The sequence below is a fragment of the Planomicrobium sp. CPCC 101110 genome (assembly GCF_007859395.1).
Classification (GTDB): Bacteria; Bacillota; Bacilli; order Bacillales_A; family Planococcaceae; genus Planococcus.
In genome coordinates this window covers 69,968-85,339 of sequence record NZ_VOHD01000003.1, presented here as the reverse complement: position 1 = coordinate 85,339, position 15,372 = coordinate 69,968, and the positions used below count along the sequence as shown (strand labels likewise).

13 protein-coding genes and 1 pseudogene are annotated in these 15,372 nt (G+C 45.1%); 3 read left to right on the top strand and 11 right to left on the bottom strand.

Features of this window, described 5'->3' with window-relative positions:
- Window positions 1-548: 548 nt before the first annotated feature.
- Window positions 549-1,322, top strand: a complete 774-nt coding sequence (gene ytvA / locus FQV30_RS00685; protein WP_255473271.1) for a YtvA family blue-light photoreceptor — start codon at window positions 549-551, stop codon at window positions 1,320-1,322.
- A 114-nt stretch (window positions 1,323-1,436) separates the two neighbouring features.
- Here the strand turns inward: ytvA and FQV30_RS00680 are convergent, their stop codons facing one another.
- The gene (locus tag FQV30_RS00680) at window positions 1,437-1,712 is read right to left on the bottom strand and encodes a GNAT family N-acetyltransferase (RefSeq protein WP_146498228.1); all 276 of its coding nucleotides are present in this window, start codon (window positions 1,710-1,712) and stop codon (window positions 1,437-1,439) included.
- Window positions 1,712-2,131, bottom strand: coding sequence for a (4Fe-4S)-binding protein (locus FQV30_RS00675; protein WP_146498227.1), 420 nt, complete (start codon window positions 2,129-2,131; stop codon window positions 1,712-1,714). The genes FQV30_RS00680 and FQV30_RS00675 overlap by 1 nt, the downstream gene beginning before the upstream one ends.
- A gap of 366 nt (window positions 2,132-2,497) precedes the next feature.
- Between FQV30_RS00675 and FQV30_RS00670 the strand changes: the two genes are divergently transcribed.
- Window positions 2,498-4,153, top strand: coding sequence for an alkaline phosphatase (locus tag FQV30_RS00670; protein WP_146498226.1), 1,656 nt, complete (start codon window positions 2,498-2,500; stop codon window positions 4,151-4,153).
- A 50-nt stretch (window positions 4,154-4,203) separates the two neighbouring features.
- Here FQV30_RS00670 and FQV30_RS00665 read toward each other — a convergent pair whose 3' ends face one another.
- The 7 genes and pseudogenes from FQV30_RS00665 to FQV30_RS00635 all read right to left on the bottom strand — a co-directional run bounded on the left by FQV30_RS00665 (window position 4,204) and on the right by FQV30_RS00635 (window position 11,749).
- The gene (locus tag FQV30_RS00665; protein ID WP_146498225.1) at window positions 4,204-4,968 is read right to left on the bottom strand and encodes an ABC transporter ATP-binding protein; all 765 of its coding nucleotides are present in this window, start codon (window positions 4,966-4,968) and stop codon (window positions 4,204-4,206) included.
- Window positions 4,965-5,759: an ABC transporter ATP-binding protein gene (locus FQV30_RS00660; RefSeq protein WP_146498224.1), complete on the bottom strand. Its 795-nt coding sequence runs from the start codon at window positions 5,757-5,759 to the stop codon at window positions 4,965-4,967. Before FQV30_RS00660 ends, FQV30_RS00665 begins: the two co-directional genes overlap by 4 nt.
- Window positions 5,756-6,595, bottom strand: a complete 840-nt coding sequence (nikC, locus tag FQV30_RS00655; RefSeq protein ID WP_146498223.1) for a nickel transporter permease — start codon at window positions 6,593-6,595, stop codon at window positions 5,756-5,758. The genes FQV30_RS00660 and nikC overlap by 4 nt, the downstream gene beginning before the upstream one ends.
- Window positions 6,586-7,539 (bottom strand): nickel ABC transporter permease, encoded by a 954-nt coding sequence (gene nikB, locus FQV30_RS00650; RefSeq protein WP_146498222.1) that lies wholly within the window; start codon window positions 7,537-7,539, stop codon window positions 6,586-6,588. Before nikB ends, nikC begins: the two co-directional genes overlap by 10 nt.
- On the bottom strand, window positions 7,540-9,069 hold the full coding sequence (nikA, locus tag FQV30_RS00645) for a nickel ABC transporter substrate-binding protein (RefSeq protein WP_146498221.1): 1,530 nt from the start codon (window positions 9,067-9,069) through the stop codon (window positions 7,540-7,542). It abuts the gene before it with no gap.
- Between the two features lie 415 nt (window positions 9,070-9,484).
- A pseudogene (locus tag FQV30_RS18300) lies at window positions 9,485-9,619 on the bottom strand (GntR family transcriptional regulator); the annotation flags it as partial.
- Between the two features lie 69 nt (window positions 9,620-9,688).
- Window positions 9,689-11,749 carry an ATP-binding protein gene (locus FQV30_RS00635; RefSeq protein ID WP_146498220.1) on the bottom strand — a complete coding sequence of 687 codons (2,061 nt, stop codon included), beginning with the start codon at window positions 11,747-11,749 and terminating at the stop codon, window positions 9,689-9,691.
- 274 nt (window positions 11,750-12,023) lie between these two features.
- Between FQV30_RS00635 and FQV30_RS00630 the strand changes: the two genes are divergently transcribed.
- Window positions 12,024-12,563 (top strand): ECF transporter S component, encoded by a 540-nt coding sequence (locus FQV30_RS00630; RefSeq protein ID WP_146498219.1) that lies wholly within the window; start codon window positions 12,024-12,026, stop codon window positions 12,561-12,563.
- A gap of 172 nt (window positions 12,564-12,735) precedes the next feature.
- On the opposite strand, the gene FQV30_RS00625 is transcribed toward FQV30_RS00630, so the two are convergent.
- Together FQV30_RS00625 and mmuM are read right to left on the bottom strand one after the other, a co-directional pair.
- Complete coding sequence (locus FQV30_RS00625; protein WP_146498218.1) at window positions 12,736-14,007, bottom strand: OFA family MFS transporter; 1,272 nt, start codon at window positions 14,005-14,007, stop codon at window positions 12,736-12,738.
- 415 nt (window positions 14,008-14,422) lie between these two features.
- Window positions 14,423-15,358, bottom strand: coding sequence for a homocysteine S-methyltransferase (gene mmuM / locus FQV30_RS00620; RefSeq protein ID WP_146498217.1), 936 nt, complete (start codon window positions 15,356-15,358; stop codon window positions 14,423-14,425).
- Window positions 15,359-15,372 lie beyond the last annotated feature (14 nt).

Genomic DNA, 15,372 nt, shown 5'->3' with positions numbered 1-15,372 from the left:
TTCCCTCTTTTCATCCTATAATTTAAAACTCTCTTCCTTTGTAACCTACCTCAACTTCATCTTTAACGCAAGATGTCTCCTATCTGTCCTATATATACTTCTTAAAACAAAAAAACACCTTGCCCAAAGGCAAGGTGTTCTCGATAATTTGCGGCGTTCCAAGCCACGCTCCACAACGTGTTCCCTAAAGGAATGCTTGTCCGTCTTACGCAAACGAGCTCATCGCGTCTTTAACAATAAGTCATATTGATAAGGGTGTCAATGTTTTCAACTTCAGTGAAGAAGGGGAAGGCCAGATTCCGGCAGCAGAATGCGATGATTGGTTAAGCGCTGTAAAGTTATGTATAATTTCATAGTAACTTTATATACAGGAATATTGGAATAGCTGTTTATCCATGCGCACATCCATTAAGCGAACAATGATAATTGCTTATAAAAAGCGTCTGACAATTACATCGGGCCATCAGGAAAATTAACTCATGCCCATCTCCGGCTTTCTTTAATTTTCCTTGGTCCACTGCATCCAGGCCAAAATTGGAGTTGTTTTTTTGAAAAATTTAAGCTATCCTACTCAGCTTTCGCTTTTTGAAGCAATGCTGGATGGAAGCCGCGTAGCGACTTCTGTAACAGATCCCTCTCTGCCAGACAACCCATTGATTTACACAAATCAAACATTTGAGGCGCTAACGGGTTATTCTCAAGAAGAAGTTTTAGGGCATAACTGCCGCTTTTTACAGGGAAAAGATACTGATCCATCGGCAATTGAAAAAATTAAGAGGGCCGTTGAAACCCAAGGAAGTGTAGCCGTCACCCTCAAAAACTACCGCAAGGACGGCAGCCCTTTTTGGAACCTCTTAAATATCAAGCCGGTGACCGCCGAGAACCACTTGTATTTTATCGGAACCCAAACCGATGTATCGCTGGAATATCTTCAGCGCCAAACATTGGCTGAAAAAGATGAGGAAATCAACCGGCTCCTGCTGCCTATTCTATCAATCAGCGAAACTATGGGTGCTGTAACGTTAATAGGAGAAATGACAAAAGAACGCTTCGAAGTCTTGACCATGAAGTTGAGTGAATATGTGCAAAACAATCATTCCCAGCATATTATTATTGATATTTCTGGTGTGTTTTGGGAACAGGGCTACTTTTCTGCGCAGTTGCTGATGATTCAAGATGTACTTAGATTAATGGGAAGCAAGCTTTACATTACGGGCATTTCGCCAAAAGCCGCCATCGAAATTGCTGAAATGCGTGAACCGACTAAGACCCTCTTAACTTTTGCTACTGTTCAAAGCGCAATTGAATTTTCCAAGGGCTAATCTGCCTCATCCCACTAAATAACATGAAAAAATCTGAAACTTGGCTGGCACGTTCAAAGACGCCCATTCAAGTTTCAGATTTTTTACTGCTGCATCGAACCAATCTTAAGCCAGTTACTTTGCCAAAACATCTTGGTATTCCGGATGCACCTGAAATTGTTTTTTAGCGAACGGACAGAGCGGGACGATCATCAATTTCTCTTCTCTTGCATATTCAATCACTCTTTTCACTAATGCTTCCCCTACCCCTTGCCCGCGCAAGTTCTCAGCGACATGCGTATGGTCCACAATAATCCGGGTAAGGCCAGTCGGGACATAATGGACTTCTGCATCTGTATCAGCCGCATCTTCCCCTATATAAAATTTATTTTCCCCGGTTTTTATTTCCATCAATTATTCCCTCCTTCTTTGCATATCGAACTCTTGTCGCAAAATGGCTGGTTGTGCGAGTGGCCGCATCCGCATAGGGTTGCCCGATAAGTTTTCAATTCGCCTTCCTCGTGGCGTATACGCAAGTCTCCCCGTGCCACCAGTTGTCCGGAAGAGTTCGGGCCAATCACCGCAGGCACATCCGGCAATTCGTTTGGCCTCTGGTCTTTCCGTAAATATTGCAGCGCGCCGCTTGGACATCGGGCAATCACATCCGCGACTGTGTCTGCCGCTCCTTCGTCCGGTATAATCCATGGCCGCCGTTTCGTATCAAACACTTCGGGATGCCCTTTTACGCATTCAGCTGCATGGATGCATAAGGCTGGGGTAAAAGAAACGTCCATTGATTCACCGGTATACACTTTCGGAACCAATTTCATGATTTCATCTCCTCCTCTTCATTAATACCGACAAATTCTTTTTCAATTTCTGATGACCTTTCCGTCTGGCAGCTTTTTCTCTTCTCTCAGGATTCGACGCCCCTTAAACTTTTCCTGCCAGTTAATTCTTTAAACAATGTTAAATTTGACTATCAGTCCCGGATCCGTTTTTTCATGAAACAGTGATTTTCATAGCAATTCATGGCTTCTATTTTCTTCCCAACAGGAGACGACATCTGCTGAATCATTCCATATTTACAAAGTTTTACAAAACTTTCGTTTTAAATTCATATTGGTGAAATGTTCATGCTCTATCATATAAAACAGTAAAACAAATCGTACATAATCAGAGGAGGAACATGTTAAATGACTAGAAATTTTAAAAAGAAAGCGGTTGGAGTTTCGATCGCTGCCGCTGTAGCCCTTTCTTCTTTAGGCCTTGCAACGAACGGACCGGCTATTGAAGCAAAGAACAAGAAAAACGAACCGACCAACGTCATCATGATGGTGATGGATGGAACCAGTGCCGGTGCTACCAACCTGGCAAAATGGTATAAAGGTGAAGACCTTACATTGGATAGCATGCTTGTCGGCGGCATGCATACGCATTCTGCAGAATCCGCAATTACCGATTCCGCCCCAGCTGCGACTGCTTTGGCGACTGGAAACAAATCGAATGATAAAGTCGTTGGACTTCTTCCTAAAATCGTAAACACGCCGGGTGTCGAACCTGTTGCTGCTGAAGATGTCTATAAACCGGTTGCTAACGTATTGGAGGGAGCGGAATTGCTTGGGAAATCCACAGGAATCATCTCTACTTCAGAGATTCAGCACGCGACGCCTGCAGGCTTTTCTGCCCACGCTACCCACCGCAGCAATTATCAGGATATCGCTGAACAGCAAGTTTACCAGGGAATTGAAGTGGTGCTTGGAGGAGGAAAAGAATCCCTGGCTCCAGGATCAACTAAAAATGCCCGCGTAGACGGCGAAAACCTAATTGATGTCATCAACGAAAATGGCTACGACTTTGTTGAGTCGAAAGATGAGCTTATGAATTCAGATTCCGAGAAGCTCTGGGGATCATTTGCCCCATCAGCTCTTGCTTATGACTTTGATCGCCAAGCGACAAAAAATGACCAGCCTTCTCTTGCGGAAATGACGAAAAAAGGAATTGATACTTTGTCAAAAGATGAAGATGGATTCTTCCTGTTTGTCGAAGGAAGCAAAGTGGACTGGGCAGCCCATGCGAACGATACAGTCGGAATCATAAGCGAAGTATTGGCTTTTGATGCCGCTGTGAAAGAAGCGGTGGAATTTGCGAAAGCGGATGGCAATACGATGGTTATCGCAGTCAGCGACCACGGCAACAGCGGAATCACTATGGGGAATACGAATACAAACTCAAGCTATCCTGAAACTCCTGTTTCCGATTATATCGAACCTTTGAAGAAAGCTTCGATGACAATTGAAGGAGCATTGAAGACATTGAAATCTGACCGCTCCAACTTGAAAGAGGCAGCAGCTTTATATGGCCTGGATGATTTGACTGAAGAGGAACTCACAAAGTTGAAAGAATCGAAAAACCTGCAGGCGGATATGACTAAAATGCTGGCCCAGCGAGCGAATATCGGCTATACAACCGGCGGCCACACTGGCGAAGATGTCTTCTTGTATGCTTACGGCCCATCTAAGCCATACGGTTTGGTAGACAATACCGATATTGCAAAAACAATGGCGGAGTTTATGGACTTTGATCTTGAAAAAACTTCTGACAAGCTGTTCGTTAACGCAAAAGAAGCTTTTGAACAGAAAGGCTACACGACTCGCATTGATGTGACAGATAAAAACAATCCGGTATTTGTTGCAGAAAAGAGCAACACGACAATCGAGCTGCCTGTCAATAAGGACGTTGCCCATGTAACACAGAACAAAAAGACGTCCACTAAGACGCTAGAAGGCGTTACGGTTTATAACGGAGAAGATTTCTTCGTGTCAAAAGAGGCATTCAACCTATCAAAATAATAGAAAAAAAGTGCTTCCCCAGTTTTACAATTGGGGAAGCACTTTTTCATTTATTGATACAGCGAAATCAATTCTTTCGTGTAACTGTGGCGGCTTTCCGAAAACAGCTCTTCTTTCTTGAAGCGATCCACTATGCTGCCGTCCTTCATGACCAGTATTTTTTGGCTCATCTCATTCACTGCCGACAAATCGTGGGATATGAACAAATATGATAGTTCGAGTTGTTCCCGAAGACCATCCAGCAGCTGCAAGATGGAAGCTTGGGACAAGATGTCCAAGCTTGAGGTCGGTTCATCCAAAACAACCAGCGCCGGCTCCAAACTGATGGCACGCGCTATCGTGATCCGCTGTTTCTGGCCGCCGCTCAATTCATGCGGATAGCGATCGGCCAGCTCCAAGGGCAGCTCTACCGCTTCCATCAACTGCTTCACGAAATCCCTTTCGTTCGTATACTGAAAGTGCCTTAAAGCCGCTTGGGCGCCGTATTGGAAATACGGATCGAGCAACGAGTCGCGAATCTTCAGTTTGGGGTTCAGCGAAGTGGCTGGATTTTGCATGACCGTCTGGATATTCCTCCGGTAAGCCCTTAAGTTCCGTTCGTTCTTATTTTGCAGCGCCATGCCGTTGAACAGGATTTCGCCTTCATCTACTGAAGCGAGCTGTAAAATGCAGCGGGCCAGCGTACTTTTTCCGCAGCCGCTTTCTCCGACAAGCCCGACGCATTCCTTCTTCTCCAGCGAGAAGTTAATGTTTTTCAGCACAGCATCTCCGTTTTTATACGTTTTACTGACATTGTTGAGTTCCAATAAGCTCATTTCGCAACCTCCGGAGAAGATAGTGGTGATTTGAGGATGGGGGCAGCTTCAATCAGCAGTTTGGTATATGGATGCTTGGGCTGATTCAATATCTGTTCCTTCCTCCCCTGTTCAACAATTCCCCCTTCTTTCATCACCACAATGCGGTCCGCATAATTTTTCACATGACGCAAATCGTGCGTGATGAATAAAATCGAGCAGCCTGTCTGCTTTTGCAAATCCGACAGGAGCGCCAGAATTTTGAATGATGATATGCTGTCCAACGCTGTTGTGGGTTCGTCCGCAATCAGAATATCCGGCTTCAGCAGCAGCGCCAGCGCAATCGACACACGCTGAAGCTGGCCTCCGCTCAATTGGAAAGGATAGCGGCGATACAATTCCGGCTTTAACCCGACAGATACTAAGGCTTCTTGTGCTTGTTCTCTTCTGTCCTTTTTTGACAGTTTAAGATGTGTCTTTTGATATTCGTCAAAATGGCTGCCGATTGTCATAAAAGGAGTAAACGACCCTTGGTAGTCCTGAAAGATGTACGAGAGGTTCCTGCCGCGTATTTTGCGCATTTCTTTGGCAGGCACAGCCAGCAAGTTTCTCCCTTTGTACATCACTTCTCCTTCGGCTTTTAAATTCGGTCCAAGCAATTGGCCGATGGCTGACGCGGTGACGCTTTTGCCGCTCCCGCTTTGGCCGACAACAGCCATCCATTCCCCTTCTCCGATTTCAAAAGAGATTTTTTTGACAAGCTCCAGCTCTTTGGCTGCAACCGATAAGTTATTGATCGTTAGAAGACTCATGAACTCAATTCCTTTTTCACATCAAATGTATCTCTCAAATAATCACCCAGGAGATTTGTAAGCAGCACGACAAAAACAATGGCCAACCCTGGAAATACCATCAAGGACGGTACCGATTGGAAATATGGGCGGGAATCATTCAGCATAGCTCCCCATTCAGGCGCGGGCGGCTGCGCCCCAAGGCCGATATAGGACAATGAGGAGATCAACAGGATGATTTTCCCAAGGTCCAGACTGGCCAATACAAGCACATGACCGATGATATGAGGAAACAGATGCTTCGACATAATGCGCCATGGACTTAGGCCGTTCACTTTTGCCATTGTTATATAATCTTTATGGCGTTCGGAAATGACGATGCTGCGCACGAGGCGGGCATAATTGACCCATTTGACTAGCACGATGGCGATCAGCAGGTTCTCAATGCCAGGACCGAGCAAGCCGCTTAGGACAATTGCTACGATGGTGTCAGGGAACGACTGGAAAGCATCTGCTATACGCATGAAAAAGCGATCTAAAAATCCGCCTTTAAAGCCCGCCAAAATGCCGCACGGAACTCCGATGGCCACGGCCATGAGAAGCGCCAGCAAACCATAGCCGACAGTCAGCCGCGAACCGAGCAGAATCCGGGTCAATACGTCGCGCCCTAAATGGTCGGTGCCAAGCGGATGCTCCATACTCATCGGCAGCAGCCTCTCGTTCAGATTGACGAAAGATGGATCATGGTTCAAAACAAGAAACGTGTAAGCTGCGGCTGCAGCGGGCAAGCCGAGTAAAATGACCAAGCCTACAGTTATATAAGTTGTTTTATTGAATTTCGATGCCGTTAATTCCATCCTTCATCCCTCTTTTCTTTCAAGCGCAATTCGGGGTTCAAATAGCGCAGCGACAAATCCGCCAAGCTGTTTACTATGAAAACAAACCCGGCCATAATCAGGATATAGCCTTGGATTACGGGATAGTCCCTCCCCCTGATTGCGTCGACCACCATTTTGCCGATGCCCGGATACGCGAAAATCACTTCGACTACCACCACTCCGCCGATCAAACTTCCTAGACTGACGCCAAAAACCGTGATGACCGGCGGCAGGCTTGCACGGAAGGCATGAGCGAAAAAGATGCGGGTTTCCGAGAGGCCCCTTGCACGCGCAGCCCTGATAAATTCATGTCCAAGGGAATCGATCAGGCTTGAGCGAAGCAAGCGAACGTAGACACTTGTAATTGCCAACCCCAACGTAATAGAGGGAAGGATGGCAGAAATAATGCCGTCCCTCCCCATAGTAGGAAGCATTCCAGAACGCACTGCCAAAAGGTCGATCAAAATCAGCCCAAGCCAAAAGCTCGGCACAGCGGCTCCCATTAAGGAGATGCCCCGGCTAAGCTGATCAATCCAAGTGCCTCTATACAGCGCTGCAAGAGATCCAAGCGGCACGGCAACCAAAATCATGACAACCAGCGCACCCGCAGTCAGCTCCAGCGTTGCGGGAACTCCACTGAAAATCATCTCCATTACCGGTTGATTGGTAATATACGAATTTCCGAAATCCATTTTGGCAAAATCCAAAAACCAGTTGCCATACTGCACCAGCAGCGGATCATTGAATCCCATGTCCTCCCGGAGCTCCTCAATCTGTTCGTTGGTCACAGAAAGGTCGTCCACTTGGAGAATGGAGAGGACGGGATCTCCTGGTGCAAGACGGGCAAAAAGAAAGCTGACAAAAGTGATAATCAGAAGAAAAACCAGCACTTCGAATAATCTTTTGCTTAATATGCGGAACACTTAGTTCACGTCCAATTCATTCGTCAACATATAGTATTCACTGCGCGAAGTCACCCAATTTTTCACTTTGCCGGAATTGTAAGCAACCAGCGTGTTTGGATGCAGGATGAACGAGTTATACACTTGCCCGTCAACATAGGAAGCAATTTCTTCCGCGATATCCGAACGCTCCTGCTGGCCGACTGTACTGTTAAGTTGATCGATCATTTTTGTAAGTTGATCGTCATTCGCACCACTGAAGTTCAATGCCCCTTTCGGATGGTAAGTCGCATTCAAATAATAGCCTGCATCCCCGCGCGGAGCCGTCAGGTTGCTATAGGTTGTCAAATCCCAATCCCGGTTCGCTGCCATGTATTCTTCCGGTATTTCAATTTGCTGAATGGTCACTTGGATTCCCAATTGCTTTGCATCCGATTGGAAAACTTGTGCGATCAATGGCAAATCTGCCCGGGCGCTGTACGTCAGCAAAGTCAGCTCCAAAGGTTTCCCATCTTTTTGCATGACGCCATCAGCTTCCGTGTATCCCGCTTCCTTAAGGAAATTCCGGGCGATATCGAGGCCACTCTGTTTTTTTGGATATTCCGGCGCAAAAGAAAATGATGACGGAAATGGTCCTGCAGCTACTTCAGCGTGCCCTTTCAAAATCGTTTCCGCGATCATTTTCCGATCGATTAAGGCATCAATCGCTTTGCGGACGTTTATATCCTGAAGCGGTTTCCGCTGCAGGTTCATCGTCATTTGGTGAACACGGAAAGTCGAGGTCGACTCCACTTCGATGCCTTCTACTGCTTTTAGGCTATCCAAACTCTCGACTTCCGGACGGAAAACAATATCTGCGTCTCCTGACTGAAGGGCAAGGGATCTGGCATTGGCATCTTCATTGAACGAAAACTTGGCCGTTTCCAAAAGAGCTGCACCGTCCCAGTAGCCGTCATAGCGCACAAGATTCACCGCTGTTCCAGGGATAAACGAAGAAACTGCGAACGGTCCGGTTCCGATAGGCTTATTGACAAAGTCCGTTTCCGTTACGTCAATGATCGAAGTGTTCGGGTGGACCAATTCGGAAGGGAATTCCGGAAATGGAACTTCGGTTTTGATGGTCAATGTATTGGCTTCCGCCTTGATCGACTCAATGCGCAGTGCATTTTTGATCGCTACACTGTCTTTCATGGCCCGCTCCAAAGAGGCTTTTACCGCCGCTCCGTCCATTGGATTCCCGTTTTGGAACGTTACATCATCTCTTAACTGGATTGTCCATGTTTGTCCGTCTTCGCTGTCCCAGCTTTGGGCAAGCCAAGGTTCAATCTTCAAGGATTCGTCATTCAAGTGGATCAGCGTTTCAGTAATCCCGGCTCTTAGCGAGACATAGCTCGTGTCCACATTCGGGTCAAGAGAACTCGTCGCAAAATTGAAGAGCAGGTTGATATGGTTTTTTCCGCTGTCCGATTGCTCCCCCGATTCAGAAGAACAAGCTGCCAGCACCAATGCCGATAAGATCAGCACAGTAAGTGCTTTAGATAATTTCCCCATTAAAAATTCCCCTCAATTCCTGCCCCCTGCTTCTACAAAAGACATTCATTTTTCTTATTTTCCAAGTTCGACTAGCCAAAATTCACAAAGAGTAATAATTACAATTTAAAAACGGCAAAAATTTTTTTGCGCTTCCTATGTATATAACTTTCTGCCTTACGGTTGCGTATTTATTTTCACATCAATTTATTCGTGACCAGTTCTGTTAACAAATAGTAAACATTACGATTAACATCATATAATGCCAGAAACCAAACCGCAAGCGTTTTTTTAATTTAAGTCCAAAACAGCTCTTACTTTCTGCGCTTTTCCTGGACTTCCAGTTGTCTCTGCTGTTTTAATCCAACAAAAAAGAGAATGCGGCTTCTCCGGCATTCTCCCTTCAAGGTTATTTCAAATAAAAATCGCAGTTCTATTATTTAGCTCGGTGAACGGTCAAATTCACCTTGTTCGTCTCGCACATAAAGGTAGAAAGATGGACGGGCTCGTCGTTGGCGTCAAACGCAATTTTTAAAATCCTGAACAGGGTTGCGCCAATATCGCATTCCAGGCATGATTCGCCAGAAAATTATGCCCTCCTTCTTGATTCACTTATATCCCTTAAAGTTTGTGCTCTCATTTACTCTTTGGATTCCAAATAAAATTTCGTCAAGAAAGTGGTGCCTTCTGGCCCGGTCTGGATTTCGATTTTAGCATTGTGGCGGGCAGCTATAGCGTAGCATATCCCTAAGCCGAGGCCCGTGCCATTATCCTTAGTCGTGTAGAACGGCGTGCCAATCTTTTCTAATACTTCCGGCTGGATTCCCTCCCCTTGGTCCCGCACGCCAAGAACCACGCAATTCTCACCTTCTTGATGCGTGAAAATCGTCAGTAATTTTCCAGCCTCCATCGCATCTAGCGCATTGCGGTACAGGTTTATGACCAATTGCCGAATTTCGTTTCGGTTTAGCAATAATTCCGGAACGTCTTCCATGTCGAACTCAACCATTTTATTCTGCCCGAACGTATCAATCTTTATCAATGGTGCAATGTCATTAACAATAGCATTCAAATCCAGCATCTGCAGATCGGATGTTCTTGTATTTCCCACCGATAGGAATTCGGTGATAATTGAATTGGCACGGTCGAGCTCTTCAATCATCACATCAAAATAGACGTCGTGCTTCTCAAGCTTGTTCTCTTGTTTCAACAGTTGCAAAAATCCACGGACTGTAGTCATCGGATTGCGGATCTCATGGCTGATGCCGGCAGCCATCTGGCCGATCAGATCCAGATTTGACAGCCGCCGCAATTCCTTTTCGTATTTCTTTTTTTCTGCTATGTTCTTGAACAAGCAGCAAATCCCTTCGTCATATGGATAAGCGACAACTTCGTGCCAATAGTTCTCGGAAGCGGACGGCATTTCAAAGTGCACCGGCACCCTGTCTATCATGGCGCGATGAAATTCTTCGTACATGAGCGTTTCTGCCCATGCCGGGAAAGTTCCCCATATGTTTCTGCCCAATACTTCCGCTGCTGTTTTATTTTCCGGCAAATATTGATGTTTGTTGATATAGATGAATTCCCACTCTTTGTTCAAAGCGAAAAATCCATCTGTAATGCTTTCGATAACACTGACAACTTTTTCGTTGGCGGTGGCCAGCTCTCTTGTCCGCTCTTCCACCATGTTCTCCAGCTGGTCCATATACAAAAGATTTGAAAATGTGGGCGCTGTGGCATCAACAATGGATTGGACCAATTGAATTTGCGATTCGCCAAAAACAGGAGCTTCCCCTGCAGGGTCAGCCACCAGGATGACGCCGAGCACTTCCCGCATCAATGCCAATGGGATTACCAGTGCGCCTTTGAACGGTCCAGCAGCGGCGTAAGAAATATTTTGTGTCCGGACCGCCTCTTGGATCACGGCATCATAATGCCGCTCTTTTTGCGCTTTTTCAATTTGTTCGCTCCACTCCGCCTCTGTCCATTGGCAGCCGTTGCTCTGCTTGGTTGCGCGAATGATCTTTTTCTCAACCGGATCCAGAAGGTGAACAACCATATTGTTGTTATTCAGCACTTTTCCTATATAGTAGAAACATTTATCCATACATTCCTGCAGCGACGAGCACATCGATAAATCACTCGTAACATCCAACAGCAATTGCTTTTCAGAGATCAAGCTTTCCTTCTGAGCCAAGGTTTTTGCATTCCTTATGGCCACCGCCGCCATGTTCACATAAGCTTCCACGCTCTGGATTTCCGAATCTTTTAAATTCATCGGTGCGTCGTAGTCAAACAGGAAAACCAAACCGAACAGCTCCTGCTCAAACGAAATCGGCAACCCCAGTAAAGATTTGATATAGAGGGTTTCAACCGGTGTCCGGTCCGGCCGGCTGTCTTTCAAAGTATCAGGGATGTAGATGGTTCTTCTCGTTTCAATAACTTCCTTGGCCAGCAAATCCGTCTTCGGATCAATCACTTGGCTGTGGAGCGAGGCGCCATTTATGACTTCCGGCTTTCCTGCATACGCCTTAAAAGTTCCGTCTTCCTGGGGCAGGAAGATGCCGACGGCGCTGCATTGCATAATCTCTTCGGAAATTGCCGTCGTTACATGTTGCAGCACTTCACGCAATTCTAATTTGGTATTGATGATTTTTGTTATATTCGCCAGCCTGGAATATCTCGTCTGTTCCCCTAACATTCTTCCACTCTCCAGTCATTACTGTCCCTCATTCATCAAAGGCCCAATAGCTATTTTTATTTTCCCTATGATCGTGTACCCTTATTCTACATCGGATACTTGGAACTATATAGAAAAAAGGCATGTTTTCCAATACCTTTGGCAAAAAGGTGGTTTCTCTCTTTCCTTTTAAACTGACCCCTAAGTTTTCTGCTAAAGTGATGCTTTTAACTAGGCCAATCATTTGCTATTGTAGCAGTACACAAAAAACTGCTATGAAAGAAGGATCAGGACGATGCAAAAAACAACAACCACCTCTTATTCAAACGGCCGGACTTTTGATTTGATTTTGACCGCTATGTCCATTGCGCTTGTATTTGTTGCTACGCTCTTATTGAATATAAAATTGCCGATTACAGCAAATGGCGGATTGGTCCATTTGGGTACAGCTATGCTCTTCGTCATCTCCATTGTTTTCGGCCCTAAAAAAGGAATGATCGCCGGAGCTATCGGAATGGGATTGTTCGATTTAGTTTCAGGCTGGACATTGTGGGCACCGATTTCCTTTCTTGCCCGCGGCCTGCAAGGCTATCTGGTCGGAAAAATCGCCTGGTCGAATGGACGGAACGGAAACAGCGTCGGCTTCAATATCCTGGCTGCCTTAGTCTCAGTTCCTTTCATGCTGGCCATCTATTACGTCGGCGAAGCAATCATCTTCGGCAACTTCGTGGTGCCGGCAGCTTCTATTCCAGGTAACCTTGTCCAGAATGCGGTAGGTCTTCTTGTAGCGATTCCTGTTGCCATCGCATTAAAGAAAACGCCATTTTTCAAATAAGAATAAAAAAAAAACAGTTGTTGAAGCAATGGTTATACCCGCATAAAAAGGAGAGTGCTTATTATATAAGCACTCTCCTTTTGTTAGTTACCAAGTTTAGATTCCCTTGGCTTTATTAAGTTATGGTTTATTCACTGTAACGTGTCCACAAGAAATTTTATGTATCACATTCTTACCTTGCCAAAATTTCTTCTTTCGTATTCAATTCTTCAGTTTCTAAGCGCACCTTTTCGGGTTTGACAACAAACATGCTAATCAAAGCTGCAACCGAGAAGAGAGCCATAATGACATACAATACCATGTCATAGGATTGCGTCTTTTCCAAAACAAAAGTGCTCAGCTGATTGCCTGTCAATCCGGCAAATGCCCAAGCGGACAAGGTCAGTCCATGTACCGTGGAAATGCTGTTCAAACCGAATCGGTCGGATAACAATGGCGGCAAAGATGAAAACCCTCCACCGTAGCCCGCATTTATAACACAAAGCAAGGCGATGATAAGGACTGTTGTCACCATACTATGGATGCCATCAAGCACGAGGGTCAGTAAAATGGCTGTGATCGATGAAGCGAAAATGATTTTGTAGATGGAATTGCGGTCTTTCAATTGGTCACCCAATGAAGAGAAAGCTATCCGTCCGCCCGCATTGAAAACAGCTGTTAGCGAAGAGACTAAACCAATCGCCCCGAATCCAATGAAAGCTAAAATGCCTTTTTCTTGTGAGATCAAAGCTAATCCACATGTAATATTAATATAGAACATAACCCAAATACCGATGAATGTTTTATTCTTTAATATATTTCTATAACTGAATCCTGCGCTTAGTGCATTTTCTTTTTCATAGCCGTCCGGTTTTTTCAACAGCAAATGTCCGATGACCATCATCACTGAATATAAACCAGCCAAAATATAAAACATTGTATAAATGCTTGCGGGGTTCACTAAAACCCCTTCATCGGTTCTTTCTCCAAGCAATTTTTCCATTAAAGGACTTGCTATAACCTTCGCCAAGCCGAATCCTAAAACTGCAAGGCCTGTCGCCAGCCCTTTCTGTGTTTTAAACCAAAGCATCAATGTTTTTACCGGAGTTAAATAACCGATGCCAAGCCCAATCCCCATAATAATCCCATAAGAAAAATAAACACCGATCAATGACTTCTGGTAAATGAAGAAACCGGTTCCTGCCATCCCGGCAATAAAAAATAACGCCGCAAGCAAGGATGACTTCTGGATGTTCCTTTCGACAAACTTGCCGCCGAAAGCTGCAGACATACCAAGAACAAAAATGGCTATACTGAATGCCCATTCCACATCACCGACCGTTTCCCCCATGTAATAAGCAATATCCCCCTTGAACAATGACCAACAGTAAACTGTGCCGATGCTGCAGTGGATCAATAAAGCCGGAAGTACAGCACGCATCCACTTGTTGTTAAATTGATTCATATAACAGAGCCTCCACTTTTTCAACTTAAATTCTTTTTTACGAACAATATATAATATTAATAAATAATAGTTCGTATTTAAGTTGTTTTTAAACGAGAAAATATTTTTTAAACCTAATATTAACTCTATTTACGAAAGTTAATGAAGTCATTATATATCATTTCGGTACATAAAAAAACAGCAATTATTACATTTGGAACATTTGGACAGGGGAAACATCCGAAGAACATTTGCACATTACGGCTTGTTAAAACAGCGAACACATGCCAGTTCCAACTTAATCCATAATAAAAAACAGCCTAATTATGCTAATTAGACTGTTTCCAAAAGAGAAAATAACCGATTTTATTCATTTAGGATGTGGCTCATTCCGACTCGTATTGAACGCCGCCTCTTCAACCAATTTCGATTTATCTTATTTGCGGGCCCATGCAGTGATGGCTGCAATATCTTCAGGGGTTGTCCTGCAACAGCCTCCGATAATCTGGGCACCCGCTTCATGCCAGCGTTTTGTATTGGCGGAAAAAGAATTTGCCGAAGGCTCTTCGCTCCATGTTTTGCTTGCCGCATCGTATTCTTCACCTGAATTAGGATAAACGATGATCGGTTTAGAGGATTGGCTTCCTACCTCTTTGATCAACGAGTCTATAAATTCAGGGGCTGAACAATTGATGCCGATGGCAGCTGCTTGTTCTTCTCCATCGAGCCATTCAGCGCAGCTGGAGATTCTTTCTCCATCGCTTATGTGGTATCCATCCTTGGCACTGAAACTGAACCAGGCATAAACCCCCGGGAATTCCTTCAGTACCTTTATAATCGCTTTTGCTTCCGTAAGGCAAGGAAGGGTTTCACAGGCGAGAATGTCCGCCCCCGCTTCCACCAATACCCTGATCCGGTCTTTATGAAAGGCAACCAGCTCATCTTCGCTCAGAGAATAATGGCCGCGATATTCAGAGCCGTCTGAAAGAAAAGCGCCATATGGGCCGACAGATGCCGCAACTAACGGTTTCGGCCTATTGGACTTGTCCTTCAGGTTCGCCCAAAATTCGTCGCGGGCATCCGCGGAAATTCGGACAGATTTTCCGATCAAGCTGATTGCCTCCTCTTCCGTCAATCCTCTTTCTCTATACCCTTCAATCGTCGCCTGATAGCTTGCCGTAATTGCGCAGTCCGCTCCTGCCTGAAAATAATCCAGGTGGACTTTCTTTATCAAGTCCGGATTTTCCAATACGATTTTTGCTGACCATAAACGATCATTCAAATTGCATCCATAATTCTCAAGCTCTGTCGCCATTGCGCCGTCAAGGATCAGGATAGGATAGTCCGTTAAAATCTGTTCAATCGGGTTCATGCCAAAACATCCTT

Coding starts and splice junctions, on each gene's coding strand:
- FQV30_RS00680 (WP_146498228.1), bottom strand. CDS start 1,712: ATGGAAATAAAAACCGGGGAAAATAAATTTTATATAGGGGAAGATGCG.
- FQV30_RS00675 (WP_146498227.1), bottom strand. CDS start 2,131: ATGAAATTGGTTCCGAAAGTGTATACCGGTGAATCAATGGACGTTTCT.
- FQV30_RS00670 (WP_146498226.1), top strand. CDS start 2,498: ATGACTAGAAATTTTAAAAAGAAAGCGGTTGGAGTTTCGATCGCTGCC.
- FQV30_RS00665 (WP_146498225.1), bottom strand. CDS start 4,968: ATGAGCTTATTGGAACTCAACAATGTCAGTAAAACGTATAAAAACGGA.
- FQV30_RS00660 (WP_146498224.1), bottom strand. CDS start 5,759: ATGAGTCTTCTAACGATCAATAACTTATCGGTTGCAGCCAAAGAGCTG.
- nikC (WP_146498223.1), bottom strand. CDS start 6,595: ATGGAATTAACGGCATCGAAATTCAATAAAACAACTTATATAACTGTA.
- nikA (WP_146498221.1), bottom strand. CDS start 9,069: ATGGGGAAATTATCTAAAGCACTTACTGTGCTGATCTTATCGGCATTG.
- FQV30_RS00635 (WP_146498220.1), bottom strand. CDS start 11,749: ATGTTAGGGGAACAGACGAGATATTCCAGGCTGGCGAATATAACAAAA.
- FQV30_RS00630 (WP_146498219.1), top strand. CDS start 12,024: ATGCAAAAAACAACAACCACCTCTTATTCAAACGGCCGGACTTTTGAT.
- FQV30_RS00625 (WP_146498218.1), bottom strand. CDS start 14,007: ATGAATCAATTTAACAACAAGTGGATGCGTGCTGTACTTCCGGCTTTA.
- mmuM (WP_146498217.1), bottom strand. CDS start 15,358: ATGAACCCGATTGAACAGATTTTAACGGACTATCCTATCCTGATCCTT.